The organism is Methyloversatilis sp. NSM2, from assembly GCF_038066675.1.
GTDB lineage: Bacteria > Pseudomonadota > Gammaproteobacteria > Burkholderiales > Rhodocyclaceae > Methyloversatilis > Methyloversatilis discipulorum_A.
Genome location: NZ_JBBUKV010000017.1, coordinates 160037 through 183703 on the forward strand (window position 1 = coordinate 160037; position 23667 = coordinate 183703).

Below are 23667 nucleotides of genomic sequence, written 5' to 3' on the forward strand. Positions count from 1 at the left end.
CTGCGGCCTGCGGCGGCGCCCGGCTTCACGAAACAAGCCGCCACAAGTGCCTGCGGGCGCGCAGGTAGAATCTCGGCATGTCCCGCATACGCATCATCGGCGGCCAGTGGCGCAGCCGCCTCCTTCCGGTCGCGGCGGTGCCGGGGCTGCGTCCCACTCCGGATTCGGTGCGCGAGCGCCTGTTCAACTGGCTGGGCCAGGACCTGAACGGGCTGCATTGCCTCGATCTCTTTGCCGGCACCGGCGTGCTCGGCTTCGAGGCCGCGTCCCGCGGCGCCGCCTCGGTCACGCTGGTCGAGCGCGATGCCCGCGCATTCGGCAAGCTGCGCGAAGCGGTCGAACTGCTGCCTGCACCACAGGTCAGGCTGGTCAGGGGCGATGCGCTAGAATTCGCCGCCCAGCCACCGCAGCGCTTCGATGTACTCTTTATCGACCCGCCTTACGGCAAGGGCCTGCTCGATCGCGTGGTACCGCATCTGCCGCACCTGCTGACCGACGACGCGGTGATCTACTGCGAGGCCGAACAGCCCGTGCCGGCGCTCGGCGATTACCGGGCGACGCGGGCGGGGCGGGCAGGGCAAGTCCATTACCAGCTGCTGGAACGATCATGAACGGCACCATTGCGGTCTATCCGGGCACTTTCGACCCGATCACGCGCGGCCACGAAGACCTCGTGCGGCGCGCAGCGGCGATGTTCGACCGCGTCATCGTCGGCGTCGCCGAAAGCCGTTCCAAACGGCCCTTCTTCACCACCGAAGAACGGGTCGACATGGCGCGCGAAATACTCGCGGCCTATCCTAACGTCGAGGTGCGCGGGTTTTCCTGCCTGCTGATGGACTTCCTGAGCGAGTGCCAGGCGCGGATCATCGTGCGCGGTCTGCGCGCGGTGTCCGACTTCGAATACGAATTCCAGATGGCCGGCATGAACCGGGTGCTCCGTCCTGACGTCGAAACGGTGTTCCTGACGCCGGCCGATCAGTACATGTTCATCTCGGCGACGATGGTCCGGGAAATCGCCTCGCTGGGCGGTGACGTCAGCAAGTTCGTGCAGCCTTCGGTGCTGGCACGGATAGGCGACAAGGTTGAAGCAATGCGTGGAGGCAAATGAAGTGTCTTTGATAATCACCGACGAATGCATCAACTGCGATGTGTGCGAGCCGGAGTGCCCGAACGGGGCGATTTCGCAGGGACCGGAGATCTATGTGATCGATCCGTCCAAGTGCACCGAGTGCGTCGGCCATTTCGACGAGCCGCAGTGCCAGCAGGTCTGCCCGGTCGATTGCATTCCGCTGGATCCGAACAACAAGGAAACCCGCGAACAGCTGCTGGAGAAGTACAACCACCTCACCGCCAAGGCCTGACGCTCGCCGGCCGCGGCGTGCTCAGGCGGCCGCGGCCGAGATGACCCGCAGTACCGGCGCCTTGAGCGCCGAATCGAGCGCGCTTTCGAGGCGTGCCAGTTCCTCCAGCTGCTGATCGATCGCCGCGCCGTTCTGCCGGAGTTCCTCGATCCGCTCCTCCAGCGTGTCGGTCGCCTCGTGGATGCGCTTGACGCTCTCCAACCGGCGTTTCAGCTGTTTCTGGTGCTCGCGCACCTGGTTCTCGAGCGGCGCCATGATGGCGCGCAGCCAGTGCTCGACGTCGCGGTTCACCACTTCCATGTGCTTGCGCACCTGCACAGCGACGGTTTCGAAGAAGCGCTGCGTGAGCTGGCGCTTTTCGGTGGTGAGCATGTTCAGCCAGGTATTGAACTGCTGGTGGAAGGCCTTTTCCAGCCGGGTGATGTCCTTCTCGTAACGATGGACCGAGAACGGCACCGGCACGCCCAGCCGCAGGTCGTGTTCGGTCGAGAAGCGCTGGTACATCGCTTCCATCATGCGGAAGATTTCATCCACGCTGGCGGCCGAGCGGGTCAGGCTGTCACGCACGTCGTCGAAGAAGGCGTTCATCGCGTCGCGCAGCTGCAGCGAGAAGTTGGCTGCCTCCATCTGTTCGCGCGTGTGGTTGGTGCGCGCGCGCAGCGCGTCCATGCCGAGGTGGGCGAACAGCACATTGGTCTGCGACGAGAACACGTTTCGTGTGGCGTAGAAACGTTCGAGGCCGCGTTCGAACTCCTCCTTTTCCGCCCGCACCCGCTTCAGCATGTACTGGATGACGCCGCGGTTCTTGCCGCGCAGGTCGGAGAATTCGGCCAGCTGGTCGTCGATGCTGCGTCGGCGGCCGGCCAGCACCTCGCGCGTGCGGGCGATCAGCTCGCGTGCGTCCTTGTCGACGGCGGCGCCGACGATGTCGCGCTTGGCCGGCAGCAGATCCTCGACCAGTGCGCGTTCGAGCTGCGGCAGACGGCTGCGCGACAGCAGCGCGCCGTCATGCTGGATGCGCGCCAGCAGCCCTTTCTGCGCCGACACCGGAAACACGCGCGACTCCGGGATGTCCAGCGTGGCTGCACAGGAGGCGATCTGGCGCGCGATTTCCGACTCGATCTGGGTTTCCGAGCGCAGGCCGTCCCACAGGCTGTCCATCTTGTTCAGTACGGCGATGCGGCCCTGACGCGAACCGCCGGCTGCAGTGACATGCGTCTTCCAGACGCCGAGGTCGCTCTGCGTGACGCCGGTGTCCATGCCGAGCACGAACAGCACCGCGTGTGCCGACGGCAGCAGCGACAGCGTCAGTTCGGGTTCGGCGCCGATCGCGTTCAGGCCCGGTGTGTCGAGGATGACCAGCCCCTGGCGCAGCAGCGGGTGCGGCAGATTGATGATGGCATGGCGCCACGCCGGCACCTCGACCATGCCCTGCGAATCGGGCTGCAGGCCGTTTTCGCCACTCAGGTCGATGCGGAAGCCCAACGCTTCGGCTTCGCCTATGGCCACCTTGCGCTGTTCGCTGACGCGTCCGAGCGCCTGCTGCATCGCCGCCGTCGAGGTGGTGTCGAGCTCGATGCGCTTCCAGGCGCCGGGCTGTGCTTTCAGGTCGGACACCGTCGTGGTGCCACGCCGGGTGTCGATCGGCAGCAGGTCTATGCAGGCCGGGCGAGAGCCGTCGTACATCAGTTCGGTCGGGCACATCGTGGTGCGGCCCGAGCTGGACGGCAGCACGCGCGCGCCCTGGTCGCCGAAGAAGATGGCGTTGATCAGTTCGGACTTGCCGCGCGAGAACTCGGCGACGAAGGCGACGACCAGGCGGTCGTCGCGCAGCTTCTGCAGCAGCTGTTCGATGCACAGATCGTTGTGGCTGTCGTTCAGGTTGCTTTCGAACAGCCAGCCGCGCAGACGCACGATGGTCTGTTCGACCCGCGTACGCCAGGCGCCATATGCCGACAATTCCTCCTGCATGCCCATCGCCGTCTCCTCCACGCAAATGTCAATCTAGCACAGGCGCTGCGCGCTATCGCTGGCAGGCTGGACAGAAGAAGGTCGAACGTCCGCCCATCCGGCGGTTGCGCACCGCCGTGCCGCAGACGCGGCAGGGCTGGCCATCCCGTCCGTAGACGAAATAGGACTGCTGGAAATAGCCGGGTTCGCCGTCGGCATGCATGAAGTCGCGCAGCGTGCTGCCGCCGGCGTCGAGCGCGTCGCGCAGCGTGGCGCGGATCTCGTCGTACAGACGCGCGCACTGCGGCCGGGTCAGGCGTCGGGCCGCCATGCCCGGGCGCAGGCGGGCACGGAACAGGCTCTCCGACGCGTAGATGTTGCCGACGCCGACCACCACCGCGCTGTCCATGATGGCCAGCTTGATCGCGCACTGCCGCCGCGTCAGTGCGGCGTGCAGCCCGGCGGCGCTGAAGTCCTCGCCCAGCGGCTCGGGACCGAGGCCGGCGAGCAGCGGGTGGGTCGCGTCGGCGCCCTCGTGCCACAGCACCGCGCCGAAGCGGCGGGGGTCGCGCAGCCGCAGCACGCGGTCGCCGAAAACGATGTCGACATGATCGTGCGTGGCCGCCGGCACGTCGCGGTCGAGCACGCGCAGGCTGCCGGACATGCCGAGGTGCAGGATGAGCGTGCCGCGGTCGAAGCGCAGCAGCAGGTATTTGGCACGCCGGTCGATGTCGCGCAGCGTCTGGCCGGGCAGCGTGGCGGGCAGGTCGGCGGGCACCGGCCAGCGCAGCCGCGCGTTGCGGAGCGTGACCGCGGTCGCCACGCGACCGGTCAGGGGCGCGGCAATGCCACGGCGTGTCACTTCGACTTCGGGCAGTTCAGGCATCGGAAAGGTGAGCCGCGGCACGGCGGCGGGGGCGTGTTTTGGAATAAGATCGAAGCCGTTTCCGGCATTGGCGCCGCATAGGGCGGTGCGCCGGGGGCGCTGCAACGAATTCTAGCCGTCACACTCAAAGGCCGTAAGCGCTTCAGTCCGTTGCGAAATCACCCTGGCCACTGGCGATCATGCCCATGACGACCCGACCCCTCCTGCTCGCTGTCCTTCTTCCTCTCGTGCTCGGCGCCTGCGCGCAGACCGCCAAGCGGCCGCCGGTGGCGGCTGCGCCGACCGAGGCTCCGGCAGAGGCCGCGCCGCCACGCGCACCGCAGCTGCCCGAAATCGAACTGACGCGCCAGATCACCTATCAGCTGCTGCTCGGCGAAGTGGCGGCACAGCGCGGCGAACTGGGTTTGTCGGCGTCGGCCTATATGGATCTGGCGCAGTCGACCCGCGACCCGCGCATCGCCAAACGCGCGGCCGAAATATCGGCCTTCAGCCGGCAGAACGACATCGCGCTGCAGGCCACCCAGCTCTGGCTGGAACTTGATCCCGAGTCGGTACAGGCGCGGCAGATGCTGACCGGCCTGCTGGTCAACGCGAACCGGCCGCAGGAACTCGAACCGCAACTCGCCAGCCTGCTCGCGCAGGAGGGCAACCAGATAGGCGAAAGTCTGCTGCGGCTCAACCGTGTGCTGGGGCGCCTGTCGGACAAGGCCGAGGTGCTGGCCATGGTCGATCGCCTGACCGAGCCCTATCTGCAGTACCCGGAGGCATGGTTCGCGCGTTCGCAGGCGGCGATGCAGGCGCGCGAGCCGAAGCGTGCGCTGGCCGATGCGACCAAGGCGCACGACATGCGTCCGGAATGGGAGCCCGGCCTGCTGCTGAAGGCGCAGGCCACCGCCGAAAGCGATCCGCACGCGGCAACGCGGCTGATGGGTGACTACCTGAAGAAGTATCCGCAGGCGCGCGACGTGCGGCTGCAATATGCACGCTCGCTGGTCGCCGAACGCAATTTCCCCGAGGCGCGCAAGCAGTTCGAGAACATCCTCGGCGGCGCGCCGAACAATCCGGACGTCGTGTTCGCGGTCGGCGTGCTGGCGATGCAGATGCAGGACTACGCTGGCGCGCAGACCTATTTCAAGCGGCTGCTGACGCTGCGCTATCAGGACATGAACCTGATCAAGCTCTATCTCGGTCAGTTGGCCGAGGAGCTGAAGCAGCCGGACGAAGCGCTCGACTGGTATCGCCAGGTCGGGCAGGGGGACCACTACCTCGGCGCGCAAGGGCGTTACGTCCTGCTGCTCAGTCGTACCGGGCGGCTCGACGAAGCGCGTGCCCACCTGCGCGAACTGGCCGCGCGGCCGGGTGGCGACAAGGCGCGTTCGGCGCTGATGGAATTCCAGCTGCTGCGCGATGCGAACCGGGTCGAGGAAGGTTACGCCGTGCTCGAGGAGGCACTGGTGGCGCAGCCGGACAATGCGGAACTGCTTTATGAGACGGCGATGATCGCCGAGCGGCAGAACCGCATCGAGGTCGCCGAACAGCGTCTGCGCCGGGTGATCGAGGTGAAACCGGATCATGCCCATGCCTACAACGCGCTCGGCTATTCGCTCGCCGATCGCAACATCCGCCTCGACGAGGCGCAGGCGCTGATCGCCAAGGGGCTCGAACTGGCGCCGGATGACCCTTTCATTCTCGACAGCATGGGCTGGGTGCTGTTCCGGCGCGGCGATCTGAACGGCGCCCTGACCTATCTGGAGCGCGCTTTCGCGATCCGCCCCGACCCGGAAATCGCCGCTCACCTCGGCGAAGTGCAGTGGCTGCTCGGTCGTCGCGAGGACGCCGAGAAGCTGTGGCGCACGGTTGCTGCACAGCATCCGGACAACGCCGCGCTGGAATCGACCATCAAGCGCTACATCCCGTGATGCGGGTGCTGCTGTGCGCCGGCGCTCTGGCGCTGGCCGGTTGTGCCGCGCTTCCGCCGCCGGCTGTCGAAGATCCGCAGGTGCTCGCGCTGCGCGAACGTGCGCGTGACGCGGTCAATCCCGCTTTTTCGCTGAGCGGGCGCTTCGTCGTGAAAGGGCCCGAACAGACCGCCTCGGCGGCGCTGGACTGGCAGCATGCCCGCGATCGCGACGAACTGCAGATCAACGGACCACTCGGCAAGGTATTGGCGCAGCTGGTGCGCGACGAACAGGGGGTGCGCCTGATCGACGAGCGCCAGCGCGTCACCGAGGCGGCGACGCTCGACGAACTGTCGCGTGCGGTGTTCGGCGCCGAACTGCCGCTGTCGCGGGCCGCCTACTGGGTGACCGGTCGGCCGGGGAGCGCCGACGTGCGGTCGCGCGACGCCGCCGGCCGTGTCGCGGTGCTGACCGAACAGTCCTGGCGGGTCGAATTCACCGAGTACGACGGTGAAAGCCCGGACGCGCTGCCGCGACAGATCGACGCCAGCGACGGCGAACACAGCTTCCGTCTGCGCATCGACGCCTGGTACCCGTTGCCGTGACTGCGCGTATCGACTGGCAGGTCTGGCTCGACGCGCCGGCCAAGATCAATCTGTTCCTGCACGTGACCGGCCGCCGCCCGGATGGCTACCATCTGCTGCAGACCGCCTTCCGCTTCGTCGATTTCGGCGACCGCCTGCGCTTCTCGCCACGGGACGATGGCGAGGTGAGGCGCGTCAACCCGCTGCCCGGCGTGCCCGAGGCCGACGACCTGTGCGTGCGTGCTGCCCGTTTGCTGCAGACGGAAACCGGCTGCCGGCGTGGCGTGGACATCGAACTGGACAAGCGGCTGCCGATGGGCGGTGGCGTCGGCGGCGGCAGTTCCGACGCCGCGACCGTGCTGCTGGCCTTGAATCGACTGTGGGAACTTGATCTTCCGCGCGCGCAGTTGCAGGCGCTGGGGCTGCGGCTGGGGGCCGACGTGCCGGTTTTCGTGTTCGGTCGCAGCGCCTTTGCCGAGGGCGTTGGCGAGCTGTTGCAACCGCTCGAACTGCGGCCGGCGGCCTACCTCGTCGTGGCGCCCGGCGTGTCGGTACCGACGCCACGGATTTTTGCCGACCCGGAATTGACACGAAATACTGAAGCTTGCACAATAGCGGACTTTGCTGCAGCAGCCGACTCGGCGGCGCTTTTCGGGCGCAACGATCTTGAGCCGGTCGCAGCAAGGCTGTACCCGGAAGTCAGACAGGCCATCGACATGCTGGCGGCACTGGCCGGGCGCGGCGCGGTAAGAATGAGCGGTTCGGGCGCGTGCGTGTTTGTACAATGCGCCGATCTGCAGGCAGCACAGGATTTGATGAAGGCGTCGTCGGCATCGTGGCCGGCGGGCTGGCAGGGATTCGTTGCACAGGGGCTGGACGAGCACCCACTGTACCGGATGTCTGCACAGGTTTGACACCGGGTGGCGCGAAGGCGCGACACGGTCGATGCAGAGTTTGGGGAGTCGCCAAGTTGGTCAAGGCACCGGATTTTGATTCCGGCATTCGAAGGTTCGAATCCTTCCTCCTCAGCCAAATTTGATCGGGCGGGCCCGCAGGGAGTGCGGGCCTGCCCGATGTGTTTTCAGGGCAGCAGGCATGCCGACGGGTTGAAACCGGTCATCCGCCTGGAAAGAGCAGGACCGGTTCTCCCGGTTTCAATTCAGCAATCACCGAGTTTCGCGAGGCAGCATGGCTTACGACAGCCTGATGATCTTTACCGGCAACGCCAACCCCAAACTGGCGGCGGACGTTGCCAAGCGGCTCAACATGTCGCTCGGCCGCGCGCAGGTGGGCCGTTTCTCCGACGGCGAAGTCAACGTCGAAATCCTCGAGAACGTCCGCGGCAAGGACGTGTTCGTGCTGCAATCGACCTGTGCGCCGACCAACGACAGCCTGATGGAACTGGTCATCCTGGTCGATGCGCTGAAGCGCGCCTCGGCCGGCCGCATCACCGCGGCGATGCCCTATTTCGGCTACGCCCGCCAGGATCGCCGCCCGCGCAGCGCGCGCGTGCCGATCACCGCCAAGGTGGTGGCAAACATGCTGCAGGCCGTGGGCGTGCAGCGCCTGCTGACGGTGGACCTCCACGCCGACCAGATCCAGGGCTTCTTCGACATTCCGGTCGACAACATCTACGCCACGCCCATCCTGCTTGGCGACATCTGGAAGCAGGAATATCCGAACCTGATGGCCGTTTCGCCCGACGTCGGCGGCGTGGTGCGCGCACGTGCCTTTGCCAAGCGTCTCGAGTGCGATCTCGCCATCATCGACAAGCGTCGCCCGAAGGCGAACGTGTCCGAGGTGATGAACATCATCGGCGACGTGACCGGTCGCACCTGCGTCATCATGGATGACATGGTCGACACCGCCGGCACGCTGTGCAAGGCGGCGCAGGCGCTGAAGGAGCACGGCGCCGCCCGCGTGCTGGCCTACTGTACCCACGCCGTGCTGTCGGGCGAGGCCGTCAATCGCATCCAGAATTCCGATCTCGACCAGCTGGTCGTGACCGACACCATCCCGCTGTCGCCGGCCGCCCAGGCCTGCGGCCGCATCCGTGTCGTGTCCATCGCCGAGCTGCTGGCCGAAACCCTGCTGCGCATCAGCAACGAGGAATCCGTTTCGTCCCTCTTCATGGAGTAATTGAAGCGGGACACCCCGGGTCGCCTGGTCGCGGGCGACCCTTCATCCACCAGGAGTCATCATGTCCATCGAAATGAACGTCAAGAAGCGCGATGCGCAGGGCACCGGAGCGAGCCGCCGCCTGCGTCGCGCCGACCAGGTCCCGGCCATCATCTACGGCGGCGACAAGCCCGCCACGCCGATCACGCTCGACCACAACGAAATCTTCCACGCCCTGCGCAAGGAAGCCTTCCACGCATCCGTGCTGACGCTGAACGTCGAAGGCACGAAGGAAACCGTGCTGCTGCGCGACACCCAGATGCACGCCTACAAGCTGCAGGTGCTGCATGTCGACTTCCAGCGCGTCGATGCCACGCACAAGCTGCACACCAAGGTGCCGTTCCACTTCATCAATGCCGACGTGGCCCCGGGCGTCAAGCTGCAGGGTGGCATCGTGTCGCACGTGATGAACGAGATCGACGTCCAGTGCCTGCCCAGCCAGCTGCCGGAATTCATCGAAGTCGACCTGTCCGGCCTGTCGGTCGGCCAGTCGGTCCACGTGTCGCAGATCAAGCTGCCGGCCGGTGTCGAAGCGCTGACCCACGGCACCGATCCGGTGATCGCCACCGTGACGCTGCCGCGCGGCGCCAAGGCTGACGAAGCTGCCGCGGCCGAAGGCGGCGAAGAGAAGTAAGTACAGACGATGTCCGGGAACGGTTCCAAAGCCGTGCCCCGGCTCGTCGTCGGACTGGGCAACCCCGGTCCGGACTATTCCGAAACCCGGCACAACGCCGGGTTTTGGTTTTGTGAGGGGCTGGCACGCAAGCTGGGCGTCACGCTCAACCGTGAAGCGCGATTCAACGGCTTCACCGGTTCGTCGCGTGCCGACGGCATCACGATACTGCTGCCGCAGACCTTCATGAACCGCTCCGGCCAGTCGGTCGGTGCGCTTGCCCGCTTCTTCCGCATCGCACCGGCTGAAATACTGGTGGTGCACGATGAGCTCGACATCCAGCCGGGCGAACTGCGCCTGAAGTTCGGCGGCGGCCTCGGCGGTCACAACGGACTGAAGGACATCAGCGCCCACCTGGCCAGCAACGACTACTGGCGGCTGCGCATCGGCATCGGTCACCCGCGCCAGCTGGCGCCGGGGTCGGAAGTGGCCGACTATGTACTGCACCGTCCGCGCATCGAGGAACAGCGCGACATCGACGCCGCCATCGAGCGTGCGCTCGACGCCTGGCCGATGATTGCCGCTGGCGACTGGACGCGCGTGTCCACCCTGCTCAATGCGAAGCCCGGCGCCGGCAAGGCGCCCAAGAGTGCCTAATCAAGGAATCCAGACATGAGCCTCAAATGCGGCATCGTCGGCCTGCCCAACGTCGGCAAGTCCACGCTTTTCAATGCGCTCACCAAGGCCGGCATCGCCGCCGAGAACTACCCGTTCTGCACGATCGAGCCCAACGTCGGCATCGTCGAGGTGCCGGACCCGCGTCTGGCCCAGCTTTCCGAGATCGTGAAGCCGCAGAAGATACAGCCGGCCATCGTCGAATTCGTCGACATCGCCGGTCTGGTCGCCGGCGCCAGCAAGGGCGAAGGCCTGGGTAACCAGTTCCTCGCCAATATCCGCGAAACCGACGCCATCGTGAACGTGGTGCGCTGCTTCGACGACGAGAACGTGGTGCACGTGAATGGCCGTGTCGATCCGATCGCCGACATCGAAACCATCGTGACCGAACTGGCGCTGGCCGACCTCGCCGCCGTCGAACGCACCATTGCGCGCGACACCAAGAAGGCGCGCGCCGGCGACAAGGACGCCGCCAAGCTGGTCGCCGTGCTGGAAAAGCTGCTGCCGCACCTGAACGAAGGCAAGCCGGCGCGCACGCTGAACCTGTCGGACGACGACAAGGCCATCGTGAAACCGATGTGCCTGCTGACGATCAAGCCGGCCATGTATGTCGGCAACGTGCTCGAAGACGGTTTTGACAACAACCCCTACCTCGACCGCCTGCGCGAATTCGCGGCGAAGGAAGGTGCGCCGGTGGTGGCGGTGTGCGCGAAGATCGAAGCCGAGCTGGCCGACCTCGACGACGAGGACAAGAAGGCCTTCCTGGCCGATCTCGGCCTCGAAGAGCCGGGCCTGAACCGGCTGATCCGCGCCGGCTACGACCTGCTGGGCCTGCAGACCTACTTCACCGCGGGTGTGAAGGAAGTGCGCGCCTGGACCATCCACAAGGGCGACACCGCACCGCAGGCGGCCGGCGTCATCCACACCGACTTCGAGCGCGGCTTCATCCGCGCCCAGACCATCGCCTTCGACGACTTCATCGCCTTCAAGGGCGAACAGGGCGCGAAGGAAGCCGGCAAGATGCGCGCCGAAGGCAAGGAATACGTGGTCAAGGACGGCGACGTGCTGAACTTCCTGTTCAACGTCTGAGCTGCATTTCCACCGCCGCAGAAGCCCTGGCAACCCGTGGTTGCCAGGGCTTTTTTTCGTCCGCTGTCGAATCTTTCCGCTCCGGTTCGTCTACCTCGTATACGCCGGGCATCGGGAAAGGCGTCACGACAGGACGGAGGGCGAGAAGATGATGAATACAGAGCCGCAGGATCAGCATCGATGGCTGAGGCAGTTCGAGGGTGAATGGCGCGGAAAGAGCGAACCGGTGGCCGACGGCGCCGCGGACGACGCGTGCTGGAGCGGTAGCGAAACCGTGCGCGCGCTCGGCGAACTGTGGGTGCTGTTCGAGGGGCGCGGTGACATGCCGGACGGCAGCGCGGCCTTCACTCTGATGACCCTGGGCTTCGACCCCGCGCGCGGAGACGGAGGCCGCTTCGTCGGCAACTGGGCAGGGTCGATGATGACGACGCTGTGGCAGTACGAGGGCGAACTGGACGCAGCCGGCCGCGTGCTGTCGCTGTACAGCGAAGGACCGGCCTTCTCGGGCAGCGGCACCGCGCGCTACCGCGACACGATAGAGGTCCTTGGTCCGGACGAGCGGACGCTGTCTTCGCACGTGCAGGATGCCGACGGCAACTGGTCGCCCATCATGCGTATCCGCTACCGGAGACAGCGAGCCGCCTGAGCGACGCGCCTTCTCCGCTGATCAACGCCCTTCGTCCAGCCAGCGCGCGGCCATGAGCAGGCGGGTATGGCTGGCCGGGTCGGCTCGCACGGTGGCGGCGAACAGACGCACGCAGCGTTCGGCCGCGTTCACGTAGCGGGTGTTGCCGGTACGCCGTGCCAGTCTGATCAAGGCCAGCGCGGCGACGCCGTTGCCGCCAGGCGTGGCAGCGTCCAGGGCGGGTTTGCTGCGGTGGAACAGTGGCAGCGCGTCGTGTGCGGTGAAGAAGAAGCCACCTCTGGCGTCGTCTTCGAAACGCAGCAGCATCACCTCGGCCAGCCGTGCGGCGAAGGCGAGGTCGCCGTCGCGCGGCATCGCTTCGTGCAGCGTCAGTGCGGCATCCAGCAGGAAGGCGTGGTCGTCGAGAAAGCCGTCGATGCCGGGCAGCGACTGCAGACGGTCGGCGCCGTCGATGTCCTCGCGCCAGCGTGCCGCGCGCAGCGCGTCGAAGGTCGTGCGCGCCGCCTCCAGCCAGTCGCTGCGGCCGAGTACGGCGCTGGCGTGGGCGAGCGCGTTCACCATCAGCGCGTTCCAGGCAGTCGGTGTCTTGCCGTCACGTGCGGCGCGCCCGCGCTCGTTGCGGCGCTCCAGCAGACGACTGCGCGCCTCGTCTATCACCGCCTGCACCGCGTCCACCGGCTGGCCCAGCATCGTGGCGAGCTTTTCCGCCGGGCGGGCAACGCGCAGATGCCAGAACTTCCCCTCGAAGCCGGGCGGGTCGATCAGCCCCCAGTGTGCGGCGCACAGATCCCATTCGACCGGTGTCAGCACTTCGCGCAGCGCCGACGCTTCCCACAGATATGTGCCCCCCTCGCGGCCGCTGGCGTCGTCGGCCGCGAGGGCGCCGCAGAACAGTCCGTCGTCGCTGCGCATTTCGCGCAATGCCCAGTCCACGGTGAGTTCGGCCGCGCGCCGGAACAGCGCTTCGCCGCTCGCCCTCCAGGCATTGGCGTAGAGCGGCAGCAGCATGGCGCTGTCGCACAGCATCTTTTCGAAGTGCGGGATGTGCCAGGTCGGATCGACGCTGTAGCGGAAGAAGCCGCCGCCGAGCTGGTCGAACAGACCGCCTTCGGCGATGTGACGCAGCGACTCCAGCGCCATCGTGCGCGGCGACGGTGTGCCGATGTCGCTGTCCAGCTGCAGCAGGAAATCGAGGTCGGTCGGGTGCGGAAACTTCGGCGCGCCGCCGAAGCCGCCGTTCCGGGCGTCGAAGGCGACCGCCAGCTGCTGTATCGCCTGCTCCTGCACCGACGGGTCCAGCGGCGCACCGGTGGGCTGTGGCAAGGCGGCGCTCAGTGCGGCAATCAGCGCCTCGTCCTGGCGCGCCAGATCGGCGCGCCTTTCGGTCCACACGGTGCTGACCGACGCCAGGACGTCGCGCAGCGCACTCTGCCCACCGGACGCCTCGCGCGGGAAATAGGTGCCGCCGTAGAAGGGCACGCCCTGCGGCGACAGGAAGACGGTGAGCGGCCAGCCGCCGTTGCCGCGACGCAGCCGTTGCAGCGCCTGCTGGTAGAGGCCGTCGATGTCCGGTCGCTCCTCGCGGTCCACCTTGATGGCAATGAAGCCCTCGTTCACTGCGGCAGCCGTGGCCGGATCGGCAAAGGACTCGCGCGCCATCACATGGCACCAGTGACAGGAGGCGTAGCCGACCGACAGCAGGATGGGGCGATCGAGCCGGCGTGCCTCGGCCAAGGCGGCCTCGCCCCATGGATACCAGTGCACCGGATCGCCGGCGTGCTGCTGCAGATAGGGGGACGTTTCACCGGCCAGTCGGTTGCGCGGTGCGAGTGCGGTGTCGGTGTTCATCGAATGTCCTTCGCGGGCGGCAGGTGCGGCCGGCGCGAACGCGACAATGAGGACAGCCGCGTACGCCAAAGCCCACATTCGGGCGGGCGAGCGGGCTCATGCATCCGCGCTGGCCGGCGGATGAGGGTCGCTCAGCAAGATCCGTGCATGCGCTGCATGCATCTTGCTTTTCGGTACTTGAGAAATGCGGCGTTCGCGGTGCACGCCGGCCACACACCGAAAGAGGCAGACCATGCGATTGCGCTTCCACATGACGCCGGGTTCGTGCTCGACCGGCATCCATATCCTGCTCGAACATCTGGAGCTGCCGTTCGAGGCATACGTCGTGAACCTGCCTGCCGGCGATCACCGTCGCCCCGAATATCTGGCGATCAATCCGAAGGGCACGATTCCGGCGCTGCAGATCGACGAGGACCCGGCGCTGACCGAATTCCTGTCCATCGCGCTGTGGCTGGCCTGGCAGTTCCCGCGCGCACGGCTGCTGCCGGCGTCGCCGTTCGACGCGGCGCGCGCTGTCGACCTGATGACCCATGCCGTGGGCACGGTCCATGGCGCCGGCTACACCCGCATCTTCACGCCCGAGCGCTACCTGCCTGCGGGCGTGGACGCGGTGGCGGAGGTGCAGTGGCTGGAGGGGATCAAGGCGCAGGGCCGGGCCCTGGTGGACGAGGCCTTCACACTGATCGATGCGCGCATCGACGACGACGGCCGGCTGTTCGGCGACGACCTGACGGTCGCCGACGCGGCGCTGTTCTACGTCACCTTCTGGGCCGACCGCATCGGCCTGCCGCTGCCGTCACGCTGTCTCGCGTTCTACCGGCGCATGCGCGAGCGGCCGGTGGTGCGCCGCGTGCTGGCCGAAGAGGGCTATCGCTGAGCCGGCGGATCCGCCGGCTGGATGTTGCGATCAGGACGCCGCGCCGTCGTTCTGCTGGGCGGCCACTTCGGCGCGCACCTTGTCCATGTCCAGCGCCTTCGCCTGTTCGATCAGCTGTTCGAACTGACCGGCGGGCAGCGCACCCGGCTGTCCGTACAGCACGATCTGGTCGCGGAACACCATCAGGGTCGGAATCGAGCGGATGCCGAAGGCGGCGGCGATGCCCTGTTCCTCTTCGGTATTCACCTTGGCGAACACGATGTCCGGATACTTTTCCGACGCCGCTTCGTAGACCGGGGCAAAATTGCGGCAAGGGCCGCACCAGGGTGCCCAGAAATCGATGATGACGAAGGGATTGTTCTCGACCGTGCTGTTGAAGCTGTCTTCAGTAAGTTCGATGGTGGCCATGGGGGTCCTTGGGTGTAAGTCGCTCGGAGGCGAGCCGGCATGGTAGCCGAGCGTCGCCCGTATGTCGGACGTTTCGCTCCCAGTCCGACCGGCCCGCTGCACAAGGGTTCGCTGGTGGCGGCGCTGGCCAGCTGGCTGGATGCACGCGCCGCCGGCGGCCGCTGGCTGTTGCGCATCGAGGACGTGGACGAGCCGCGCTGCTCAGTCGCGGCCACCGACACCATACTGCGCCAGCTCGACGCGCTCGGCCTGCACTGGGACGGCGAGGTGGTGTGGCAGAGCCGGCGTACCGCGCTGTATCGCGCTGCGCTGGACACACTGATCGCTGGCGGCGCGGCCTACGGATGCGCCTGCACCCGTCGTGATCTCGAATCGCAGCCGCTGGCCTCCGATGGCGCACGGCGTTACCCCGGCACCTGCCGCGATCGCGCCGGCATCGCGCCACGCGCCTGGCGGCTGCGCGTGCCGGCAGGCGAGGTTGCGTTCGACGACCGCGTACTCGGTCGCATCGCGGTCGATGTGGCGGCTGATTCCGGCGACTTCGTGCTGTGGCGTGCCGACGGCTACTGTGCCTATCAGCTTGCGGTGATGGTAGACGACGCCGATCAGGGCGTGACCGACATCGTGCGCGGTGCCGATCTGCTCACCTCGACGCCGCGGCAGATACTGGTGCAGCGCGCGCTCGGCCTGGCGCAGCCGCGCTACGCACACGTGCCGGTGGTGCTTGATGCGAACGGCGAGAAGCTGTCCAAGCAGACACGCGCGCCGGCGCTGGAGCCGGCCGATGCGCTGACCGACCTGGAGGAGGCGCTCGCCTTCCTGCGCCACCCGCCGCCGGCCGACGTCGTGGCGTCCGGGCGTGAGGATCTGCTCGCGTGGGCGGTGCAGCGGTGGACGCTGACAGCGCTGTCCGGGACGCGCTAGGAGACGGACTCAGTAGTGCGGCGGAATGTCCTGCTGCGCGTCGGCACGTTCGGCCGGCTGCATGCCCTGCACCTGCGCATAGACGTGCTTGAGCTGCAACTGCAGTGACTCGATCGCGCGCTGCTGCTCGAACACTGTGCGGTTCAGCGCGTCCAGCATGTCATCCATCAGCGTGATGCGGGCTTCGAGGTCGTTCAGGCGGTCGGTCATGTCGGTGTGTCCGGAGAATGTTGTCGGGCCAGCGCCCAGGCGACGTGTTCGCGCACGACCGGTGAGGCGTGGTCGGCGCGCGCATGCAGCGCGGCGATGTGGGCGGCGGAGGATGGCGCGTTGCCGAGCGCGACCGCGATATTGCGCAGCCAGCGCTCGTGGCCGATGCGCCGGATCGCGCTGCCTTCGAGGCGGCGGTTGAATTCGTCCTCCGACCAGGCGAACAGCGCGCTCAGTGGTGCGTGGTCCAGCCCGTTGCGCACCGCGAAGTCCGGCTCGACGGCCTTGGCCGCGTGACGGTTCCACGGGCACACCAGCTGACAGTCGTCGCAGCCGTAGATGCGGTTGCCGATCAGGGGGCGCAGTGGCTCGGGGATCGGGCCGTCCAGTTCTATCGTCAGGTAGGACACGCACAGCCGCGCGTCCAGCTGGTAGGGCGCGACGATGGCGCCGGTCGGGCAGATGTCGATGCAGCGGGTGCAGGTGCCGCAGTGGTCGGCCTGGGGCTCGTCGGGCGGCAGCGGCAGCGTGGTGAACAGTTCGCCGAGAAAGAACATCGAGCCGGCGTCGCGGTGGATCAGCAGCGTGTGCTTGCCGCGCCAGCCGAGTGCGGCGCGGCGGGCGATCTCGACTTCGAGCACCGGCGCCGAGTCGGTGAACGCGCGGTGGCCGAAGGGGCCGACCACGCTCTCGATCCGTTCTGCCAGCTTCTGCAGCCGGTTGCGCAGCACCTTGTGGTAATCGCGGCCGAGTGCGTAACGCGACACATAGCCGAGGTCGCCGTCGTCGAGCACCGCCTGCGCGTCCGCCGCGTCGTCCGGCCAGTACGGCATGCGTGCGCTGATGACCGACAGCGTGCCCGGCACCAGTTCGGCCGGGCGTGCGCGCATCGCGCCGTGGCGCGCCATGTAGTCCAGTTCGCCGTGACGGCCGGCGGCGAGCCAGTCGAGCAGGCGGGTTTCGGCTTCACCCAGATCGACACCGGAAATGCCGATCGACGCGAAGCCCAGCTCGCGTCCCCAGTCGCGTATGCGCGCGACCAGTCCGTCCGGGCTGCAGGGAAGGGTGTCGCTCATTGCGCGACCGCGCGGGCGGATAATGGCGGCCGCTCCGATTTCACGCAGACCGCCATGAATGATTCAACCCTGACGATGGACCTCGCCGACCCCGCCGCCACCGAGGCGCTGGGCGCGCGACTGGCGCGCGCGCTGGCGCCCGGCCTGTGCGTGTTTCTGGACGGCGACCTGGGCGCCGGCAAGACCACGCTGGTGCGCGGACTGCTCAGGGCGCTGGGCCACACGGGAAAGGTAAAAAGTCCGACCTTCACTTTGCTTGAATCGTATGCTATTTCTAGCTTAAACTTCCCGTTGTATCACTTTGATTTTTATCGCTTCACGGATCCTGATGAATTCATCGAAGCAGGTCTGGACGAATACTTCGGGCAAACCGGCGAAAGCGCGGGCGTCTGTCTGGTCGAATGGCCGGACAAGGCGGGCGCGCATCTGCCGCAGCCCGATCTGCGCATTGCGCTCGCCGTGGTCGGCGAGGCGCGCCGTGCGCGGCTGTCCGCCGGCAGCGAAGGAGGTCGGGCATGTTTAAGCCGTTTGTCCGTCGCCGCGGAAGGCCGTCCGTCCGCGACCTGAGCCGGCGCGATTTTCTCGGATTTTCCGGGGCTGCGCTGCTGCTGTCGGTGAGCCCGGTCGGGCGCGCCGCCGCCACCTCGCTGCTGGCCGTCCGCGTGTGGCCTTCGCTGGAATATACCCGCATCACGCTGGAATCCCGCGACGCGCTGAAGTTCGCGCACTTCACCGTGCAGAACCCGGAACGGCTGGTGATCGACATCGAGGGCGTGGAGCTGAACAACGTGCTCGGCAGCCTGCCGGGCAAGATTGCCGACAACGATCCCTATATCAAGCTGATCCGCGCCGGCCGCAACAAGCCGGGCGTGGTGCGGCTGGTGATGGAACTGAAGACCGAGGTGAAGCCGCAGGTGTTCACGCTGGCGCCGGTCGGCCAGTACGGTCACCGGCTGGTGATGGACATCTATCCGGCGATGCCCATCGACCCGCTGATGCAGCTCGCGCGTCAGGGCGACATCCAGTACCAGGGCGACGTCGCACCCGACCAGCCCGATGCGCCGGCACAGTCGCCGGCGGCCGAGCCGGCACCCGAACCGGCGAACCAGACCGCGTCGCGCGATGCGGGCAGCAAGAAGGCGGAGGTGGACGTGAGCCGCCTCGTCACCATCGTGCTCGACCCCGGTCACGGCGGCGAAGACCCGGGCGCGGTCGGCCGCGGCGGCAGCTACGAAAAGAACGTGACGCTGGAAGTGGCGCAGCGCCTGCAGAAGAAGATAGACGCTGACCCGACGATGCGCGCCGTGCTGACGCGCGACGCCGATTTCTTCGTGCCGCTGGGCACTCGCGTCGCCAAGGCGCGCCGCGTGCGCGCCGACCTGTTCGTGTCCATCCACGCCGACGCCTTCGTACGGCCGGACGCGCGCGGCAGTTCGGTGTTCGTGCTGTCCGACCGCGGTGCCACCAGTTCCGCCGCGCGCTGGCTGGCGCAGCGCGAGAACTCGGCCGACCTGATCGGCGGCGTCAATCTCGACGTCAAGGATCCCTATCTCGCGCGCACGCTGCTCGACCTGTCGCAGACGGCGACGATGAACGACTCGATGAAGCTGGGCCGCGCCGTGCTGGGCGAACTGGGCGGCGTGAACACGCTGCACAAGCCGCATGTCGAGCAGGCCGGCTTCGCCGTGCTGAAGGCGCCGGACATTCCGTCCATCCTGGTCGAGACCGCCTTCATTTCGAATCCGGAAGAAGAGAAGCGGCTGACCGACGACGCCTACCAGGACAAGCTGGCAGACGCCATCCTGCGCGGCATCCGCCGCTATCTGGCGAAGAACCCGCCGCTGGCCAAGTCGCGGCTGGCGTCGCTTTGAGCCGCCGTCAGCGCACGCTGCGGTAGCCGCCTGCCACGCCTCTCGGCGACAGCACCCACTGCCACAGCTGGATGTCGCGCGCGCGGAAGGCGCCGGCGCAGGACAGCAGGTAGTAGCGCCACATGCGGCGAAAGCGCTCGCCGAGGCGGTCGGCGAACTGCGGCCAGGCCGCTTCGAAGTTCTCGTGCCAGGCCATCAGCGTGCGATCGTAATCGGCGCCGAAGTTGTGCAGGTCCTCGACCACGAATACATCATCGACCGCATCGCCGATCTGGCCGATCGACGGCAGTTCTCCATTGGGGAAGATGTAGCGGTCTATCCACGGGTCGGTGACGCCGCGCCGCGTGTTCTTGCCTATCGTATGCAGCAGCGCCAGCCCGTCAGGCACCAGTGCGCGCCGCACCACCTGCATGAAGGTGCGGAAGTTGCGCCGGCCGACGTGTTCGAACATGCCGACGCTGGCCACGCGGTCGAAGGTTTCGCTGCCGTCGAGTTCGCGGTAGTCCTGCAGCCGGAACTCGACCGGCAGCCCGGCGTAGCGCTGCTGTGCCCACTCCGCCTGTTCGCGCGATACGGTGACGCCGGTGCCGCGCACGCCGTGGTGCTCGGCGGCGTAGCCGAGCAGGCTGCCCCAGCCGCAACCGATGTCCAGCAGGTGCATGCCGGGACGCAGGTCCAGCTTCCGGCAGATCAGTTCGAGCTTGGCCTCCTGCGCCGACGCGAGGTCGGCAGCGTCCTGCCAGTAGCCACAGGTGTAGGTCATGCGCGGGTCAAGCATCGCCGCGTAGAAATCGTTGCCGAGGTCGTAGTGGCGTTCGCCGACCTGCCAGGCGCGACGCGGCGTCTGCCGGTTCAGCAGGCGGGCGCTGAAGGCATGCATCAGCAGCGATGCCGGCTTGACCCGCGTGTCCAGCCGGGCGCGCAGCAGGCGGGCGAAGAATTCGTCGAGCCGGGCGGCGTCCCAGTCGCCATCCATGTAGGCCTCGCCCAGACCGAGGCTGCCGTAGGCGAACACCCGCTCGGGCAGGCGCGGATTGCGCATCTGCAGGTCCCACGGCGCTTCGCCGTCGAGCGTGATGCCGGCGTCGGCGAGCAGGCCGGACAGCAGCCGGAGGCGGGGCGAGGGGGCCGGCGCAGGCGAGGCGGCCGGTTGTTCGAACGCTTCTCTTTTCATCCGTGGTCTTCCTCGTCTGGGCGAAGGCAGGAAAAAAGTGACCGTGAGCAGGCGGCCGGCGTCGCCACCTGAAGTTTTAGACGTAGTCCAAGGCAGGCGTCTTCGCAATGTCCCAGGTCAAGCTTTCGTCCGCTCGCCCGGCGTGAAAACCCTGAAATGGCTTGCCGGTGCGCGCTTGACTCACGTCATGGGCGGTGGGTGCGCAGCCGCCTAGAATGTGAGCCCATGATTCGAACCCTGCCCTCGTGATGAACGCGCCGGAATCACCGCTGAACCTGAGTCCGGATGGCGCCGCCGCGACGACGGCCTGCTATCACTGCGGGCTGCCGGTCGATGGCCCGGTGCGCTATCGCGTCCGCGTCGCCGGCGAGGACAGGCCGATGTGCTGCGCCGGCTGCGCCGCAGTCGCCGAAGCCATCTCCGGCGGCGGTCTGGACGCTTTCTACGCCCACCGCGACGCCTTGCCCGAAACGGCACCCGACGGCGGTGCGCGCGACCTGTCGGTGTACGACCTGCCGGAAGTGCAGGCCGATTTCGTCCGCACCGTCGCCCACGCGGACTGCGCCGACGCGCGCGAGGCGCTGCTCATCATCGAGGGCATACGCTGCGCGGCCTGCGTATGGCTGAACGAGCAGCACGTCGGCCGCCTGCCCGGCGTGCTGGTGCTGGAAATCAACTACGCCACCCGTCGCGCTCGCGTGGTGTGGGACCCGGCCCGCGTGCAGCTGTCGGCCATCCTGCGGGCGGTGACCGAGATCGGCTACGAAGCCTGGCCGAACGACCGCGCACACGCCGAATCGGTCGCCCGCAGCGAGCGGCGCGACGCGCTGTGGCGGCTGGCGGTGGCCGGGCTGGGCATGATGCAGGTGATGATGTACGCGTGGCCGGAGTACACCGCCGGCGACGCCGAACTGCCGGGCAGCATCGCCGCGCTGATGCGCTGGGCCAGTCTGGTGCTGACCGCGCCGGTGGTGTGCTACTCGGCCGCTCCCTTCTTCTCGCGCGCGCTGCGCGATCTGGCGGCGAAGCGGGTCGGCATGGACCTGCCGGTCGCGCTTGGCATAGGCGCCGCCTTCATCGCCAGCCTGTGGGCCACGGTGACGCATTCGGGCGAGGTGTATTTCGATTCGGTCACGATGTTCGTATTCCTCCTGCTCGGCGGACGCTATCTCGAAATGCTGGCGCGCCAGCGTGCGGTGCGCGGCGTCGAGGAACTGGCGCGCGTGATGCCGGCGCTGGCGCACCGCTTCACCGCTTGGCCGGGAACGGCCACCGAGGCGGTGCCGGTGGCGCGGCTGCTGGCCGGCGACCACGTCGTGGTCGCCGCCGGCGAGGTGTTTCCGGCCGACGGCCGCCTGGTCGATGGCCGCAGCGAGGTCGACGAAAGCCTGCTCACCGGCGAGTCGAAGCCGCAGGGTCGAGGCCCCGGCGACCGCGTGGTCGGCGGCAGCCTGAACATCGGCTCCCCGGTGGTGCTGGCGGTCGAACAGGTCGGCGAGGCGACGCGGCTGGCGGCGATCCGCCGGCTGATCGGCCGTGCTTCGGCCAGTCGGCCCGAGGTGGTGCAGTTCGCCGACCGCATCGCCGTGCATTTCGTCAAGGCGCTCATCGTGCTGGCGCTGGTCACCGCTGGCGTCTGGCTGTGGCTGGATCCGTCGCAGGCGCTGTCCGTCTTCGTCGCGGTGCTGGTCGTCAGTTGCCCGTGCGCGCTGTCGCTGGCCACACCGGCGGCGCTGACGGTCGGCACCGGTGTGCTGTCGCGCAGCGGTCTGCTGGTCACCCGCGCACACGCGATCGAAACGCTGGCACGCGTCACCCACGTTGTGTTCGACAAGACCGGCACGCTCACCACCGGCGCCATGGCATTGCAGACGGTCGAACTGATGGGCGACGTCGACGCGGCACGGGCCACCGCGCTGGCCGCGGCGCTGGAAGGGCCGTCGACTCACCCGATCGCGCGCGCCTTGCGCGCCGCTGCCGGTGAGCAGGTGCGACCGGTCGTCGATCAGTTGTCTGCGGTGACCGGGCAGGGCGTGCAGGGCGTCATCGCCGGCCGCCGCCTGCGGCTGGGCAGCGCGGACTACGTCTGCGCGCTGTCCGGGGCACCGCTTCCGGCCTCGCCGTCGGGCATCGCGACGCCGGTTTGGCTGGGCGACGAACGCGGTCTGCTGGCGCGCTTCGATCTCAGCGATGCCGTACGATCCGGGGCACCCGAATTGCTGGCGCACCTGCGCGAACGCGGCATCGCGGTCAGCCTGCTGTCGGGCGACGCACACGCACCGGTCGCGGCGCTGGCGCAGGAGCTCGGCATCGCCGACGCGCATGCGCGGATGACGCCGGAGGGCAAGCGCGCCTATATAGAAGCGTTGCAGCAGCGCGGCGCCGTCGTCGCCATGCTGGGTGACGGCGTCAATGACGCGCCGGTGCTGGCGCAGGCCCAGGTGTCGGTCGCGATGGGCGGCGGCACCGAACTGGCGCGCGCCCAGGGCGACCTGGTACTGCTGTCCGAACGTTTCGACGCGCTCACCCGCGGGCTCGACACCGCCCAGGCCACGCTGGCCATCGTGCGGCAGAACCTGCGCTGGGCCTTTGCCTACAACCTGCTGGCCATCCCGCCGGCGATGCTGGGCTGGATCACGCCGTGGATGGCCGGCATCGGCATGTCGCTCAGTTCGCTGATGGTGGTGCTCAACGCGCTGCGTCTGCAGCGGCGGGCAAAGGAGCGGAACTGATGGACATACTGTGGCTGCTGGTACCGATGTCGGTACTGATCGCGCTGGGCATCGGCGCGGTGTTCATCTGGTCGGCGCGCAGCGGCCAGTTCGACGATCTCGAAGGCCCGGCCCATCGCATGCTGATGGACGACGACCGCGCGCAGACCATCGACGAGGCGCCGGAGACCGGCAGGGACGAGCGCAAGGTGTGACGCCCGAGGCGGCCGAAGCGTCATTTCCTGTCTATAGTGCGGATGCACCCACCGACCGGAGAGCGCCGATGACCCGTTGCACCCAGCACGCCCATCACGAGCACCAGCACGGCCCGCAATGCGGTCACACCGCGGTGCGCCACGAAGGCCACGTCGATTTCCTGCATGACGGCCACCTGCATCACGTGCATGGCGACCATGTCGACGAGCACGTGATCGCCGTCAGCGCCGCCAACCCGGACGGCTGCACGCCGCAGCACCACTGTGCCGGCCATGGCGCCGGTCATGTGCATGGGCCTGGCTGCGGGCATGAAGCGGTGCCGCACGGCGACCACGTGGATTACCTGGTCGACGGTCATCTGCACCATCCGCACGGCGATCACTGCGACGACCACGGTCCGCTGCAGATCGCCTGACGCGCCGGCGCCGTCTGCCACGGCTATCATGCAGGCCGGGCTTGAAGACTGCGTCGC

General features: G+C 67.7%; 25 protein-coding genes and 1 tRNA gene. 19 read left to right on the forward strand and 7 right to left on the reverse strand.

Going from position 1 to position 23667, the window contains the following annotated elements; translation table 11 throughout:
* Window positions 1–77: 77 nt before the first annotated feature.
* The 3 genes from rsmD to WJU27_RS19640 are packed head-to-tail and all read left to right on the forward strand — an operon-like array spanning window position 78 to window position 1361.
* Entirely contained in the window at window positions 78–611 is a 534-nt protein-coding gene (rsmD, locus tag WJU27_RS19630; protein ID WP_341423166.1) for a 16S rRNA (guanine(966)-N(2))-methyltransferase RsmD, read from the forward strand.
* Window positions 608–1108, forward strand: a complete 501-nt coding sequence (gene coaD, locus WJU27_RS19635; RefSeq protein ID WP_020165839.1) for a pantetheine-phosphate adenylyltransferase — start codon at window positions 608–610, stop codon at window positions 1106–1108. The genes rsmD and coaD overlap by 4 nt, the downstream gene beginning before the upstream one ends.
* Window position 1109: 1 nt before the next feature.
* Window positions 1110–1361, forward strand: a complete 252-nt coding sequence (locus tag WJU27_RS19640) for a YfhL family 4Fe-4S dicluster ferredoxin (RefSeq protein ID WP_029143842.1) — start codon at window positions 1110–1112, stop codon at window positions 1359–1361.
* A gap of 21 nt (window positions 1362–1382) precedes the next feature.
* Here the strand turns inward: WJU27_RS19640 and WJU27_RS19645 are convergent, their stop codons facing one another.
* Entirely contained in the window at window positions 1383–3338 is a 1956-nt protein-coding gene (locus WJU27_RS19645; protein WP_419541946.1) for a dynamin family protein, read from the reverse strand.
* A gap of 46 nt (window positions 3339–3384) precedes the next feature.
* Window positions 3385–4197 (reverse strand): bifunctional DNA-formamidopyrimidine glycosylase/DNA-(apurinic or apyrimidinic site) lyase, encoded by an 813-nt coding sequence (gene mutM, locus WJU27_RS19650; protein WP_341423168.1) that lies wholly within the window; start codon window positions 4195–4197, stop codon window positions 3385–3387.
* Between the two features lie 185 nt (window positions 4198–4382).
* On the opposite strand from mutM, the gene WJU27_RS19655 reads away from it, so the two are divergent.
* From WJU27_RS19655 to WJU27_RS19695, 9 genes are all read left to right on the forward strand, one after another.
* Window positions 4383–6116, forward strand: coding sequence for a tetratricopeptide repeat protein (locus tag WJU27_RS19655; RefSeq protein ID WP_029143841.1), 1734 nt, complete (start codon window positions 4383–4385; stop codon window positions 6114–6116).
* Window positions 6116–6700: a lipoprotein insertase outer membrane protein LolB gene (gene lolB / locus WJU27_RS19660; protein ID WP_020165834.1), complete on the forward strand. Its 585-nt coding sequence runs from the start codon at window positions 6116–6118 to the stop codon at window positions 6698–6700. The genes WJU27_RS19655 and lolB overlap by 1 nt, the downstream gene beginning before the upstream one ends.
* A complete protein-coding gene (gene ispE, locus WJU27_RS19665) occupies window positions 6697–7593 on the forward strand; it encodes a 4-(cytidine 5'-diphospho)-2-C-methyl-D-erythritol kinase (RefSeq protein ID WP_341423169.1) in 897 nt (298 codons plus the stop codon). The genes lolB and ispE overlap by 4 nt, the downstream gene beginning before the upstream one ends.
* A gap of 41 nt (window positions 7594–7634) precedes the next feature.
* A tRNA-Gln gene (locus WJU27_RS19670) sits at window positions 7635–7711 on the forward strand.
* A gap of 156 nt (window positions 7712–7867) precedes the next feature.
* Entirely contained in the window at window positions 7868–8818 is a 951-nt protein-coding gene (locus WJU27_RS19675; protein WP_019916805.1) for a ribose-phosphate pyrophosphokinase, read from the forward strand.
* 61 nt (window positions 8819–8879) lie between these two features.
* A complete protein-coding gene (locus WJU27_RS19680; protein WP_020165832.1) occupies window positions 8880–9491 on the forward strand; it encodes a 50S ribosomal protein L25/general stress protein Ctc in 612 nt (203 codons plus the stop codon).
* Window positions 9492–9500: 9 nt separating this feature from the next.
* Window positions 9501–10127: an aminoacyl-tRNA hydrolase gene (gene pth, locus WJU27_RS19685; RefSeq protein WP_020165831.1), complete on the forward strand. Its 627-nt coding sequence runs from the start codon at window positions 9501–9503 to the stop codon at window positions 10125–10127.
* Between the two features lie 15 nt (window positions 10128–10142).
* On the forward strand, window positions 10143–11234 hold the full coding sequence (gene ychF, locus WJU27_RS19690) for a redox-regulated ATPase YchF (protein ID WP_020165830.1): 1092 nt from the start codon (window positions 10143–10145) through the stop codon (window positions 11232–11234).
* Between the two features lie 148 nt (window positions 11235–11382).
* A complete protein-coding gene (locus tag WJU27_RS19695) occupies window positions 11383–11880 on the forward strand; it encodes a DUF1579 domain-containing protein (RefSeq protein ID WP_341423170.1) in 498 nt (165 codons plus the stop codon).
* Window positions 11881–11901: 21 nt separating this feature from the next.
* Here the strand turns inward: WJU27_RS19695 and WJU27_RS19700 are convergent, their stop codons facing one another.
* Window positions 11902–13728 carry a thioredoxin domain-containing protein gene (locus WJU27_RS19700; RefSeq protein WP_341423171.1) on the reverse strand — a complete coding sequence of 609 codons (1827 nt, stop codon included), beginning with the start codon at window positions 13726–13728 and terminating at the stop codon, window positions 11902–11904.
* A 232-nt stretch (window positions 13729–13960) separates the two neighbouring features.
* Between WJU27_RS19700 and WJU27_RS19705 the strand changes: the two genes are divergently transcribed.
* Window positions 13961–14605 carry a glutathione S-transferase family protein gene (locus tag WJU27_RS19705; protein ID WP_341423172.1) on the forward strand — a complete coding sequence of 215 codons (645 nt, stop codon included), beginning with the start codon at window positions 13961–13963 and terminating at the stop codon, window positions 14603–14605.
* Window positions 14606–14635: 30 nt separating this feature from the next.
* Here the strand turns inward: WJU27_RS19705 and trxA are convergent, their stop codons facing one another.
* On the reverse strand, window positions 14636–15013 hold the full coding sequence (trxA, locus tag WJU27_RS19710; protein ID WP_304011947.1) for a thioredoxin: 378 nt from the start codon (window positions 15011–15013) through the stop codon (window positions 14636–14638).
* A gap of 39 nt (window positions 15014–15052) precedes the next feature.
* Here trxA and gluQRS point away from each other — a divergent pair, with 39 nt between their 5' ends.
* Window positions 15053–15937 carry a tRNA glutamyl-Q(34) synthetase GluQRS gene (gene gluQRS, locus WJU27_RS19715; protein ID WP_341423173.1) on the forward strand — a complete coding sequence of 295 codons (885 nt, stop codon included), beginning with the start codon at window positions 15053–15055 and terminating at the stop codon, window positions 15935–15937.
* A 9-nt stretch (window positions 15938–15946) separates the two neighbouring features.
* Here the strand turns inward: gluQRS and WJU27_RS19720 are convergent, their stop codons facing one another.
* Window positions 15947–16147 (reverse strand): SlyX family protein, encoded by a 201-nt coding sequence (locus WJU27_RS19720; protein ID WP_020165824.1) that lies wholly within the window; start codon window positions 16145–16147, stop codon window positions 15947–15949.
* On the reverse strand, window positions 16144–17223 hold the full coding sequence (gene queG, locus WJU27_RS19725; RefSeq protein WP_341423174.1) for a tRNA epoxyqueuosine(34) reductase QueG: 1080 nt from the start codon (window positions 17221–17223) through the stop codon (window positions 16144–16146). The genes WJU27_RS19720 and queG overlap by 4 nt, the downstream gene beginning before the upstream one ends.
* Before the next feature lie 54 nt (window positions 17224–17277).
* On the opposite strand from queG, the gene tsaE reads away from it, so the two are divergent.
* Window positions 17278–17790, forward strand: a complete 513-nt coding sequence (tsaE, locus tag WJU27_RS19730) for a tRNA (adenosine(37)-N6)-threonylcarbamoyltransferase complex ATPase subunit type 1 TsaE (RefSeq protein ID WP_341423175.1) — start codon at window positions 17278–17280, stop codon at window positions 17788–17790.
* A complete protein-coding gene (locus WJU27_RS19735) occupies window positions 17739–19094 on the forward strand; it encodes an N-acetylmuramoyl-L-alanine amidase (protein WP_341423176.1) in 1356 nt (451 codons plus the stop codon). Before tsaE ends, WJU27_RS19735 begins: the two co-directional genes overlap by 52 nt.
* A 7-nt stretch (window positions 19095–19101) precedes the next feature.
* On the opposite strand, the gene cfa is transcribed toward WJU27_RS19735, so the two are convergent.
* The gene (gene cfa / locus WJU27_RS19740; RefSeq protein ID WP_341423177.1) at window positions 19102–20268 is read right to left on the reverse strand and encodes a cyclopropane fatty acyl phospholipid synthase; all 1167 of its coding nucleotides are present in this window, start codon (window positions 20266–20268) and stop codon (window positions 19102–19104) included.
* A gap of 248 nt (window positions 20269–20516) precedes the next feature.
* Here cfa and WJU27_RS19745 point away from each other — a divergent pair, with 248 nt between their 5' ends.
* The 3 genes from WJU27_RS19745 (at window position 20517) to WJU27_RS19755 (ending at window position 23610) form a co-directional block, all read left to right on the forward strand.
* Window positions 20517–23000 (forward strand): heavy metal translocating P-type ATPase, encoded by a 2484-nt coding sequence (locus tag WJU27_RS19745; protein ID WP_341423178.1) that lies wholly within the window; start codon window positions 20517–20519, stop codon window positions 22998–23000.
* Entirely contained in the window at window positions 23000–23194 is a 195-nt protein-coding gene (gene ccoS / locus WJU27_RS19750; protein ID WP_020165818.1) for a cbb3-type cytochrome oxidase assembly protein CcoS, read from the forward strand. The genes WJU27_RS19745 and ccoS overlap by 1 nt, the downstream gene beginning before the upstream one ends.
* A 68-nt stretch (window positions 23195–23262) precedes the next feature.
* A complete protein-coding gene (locus WJU27_RS19755; protein ID WP_304005317.1) occupies window positions 23263–23610 on the forward strand; it encodes a hypothetical protein in 348 nt (115 codons plus the stop codon).
* Window positions 23611–23667: the final 57 nt, after the last annotated feature.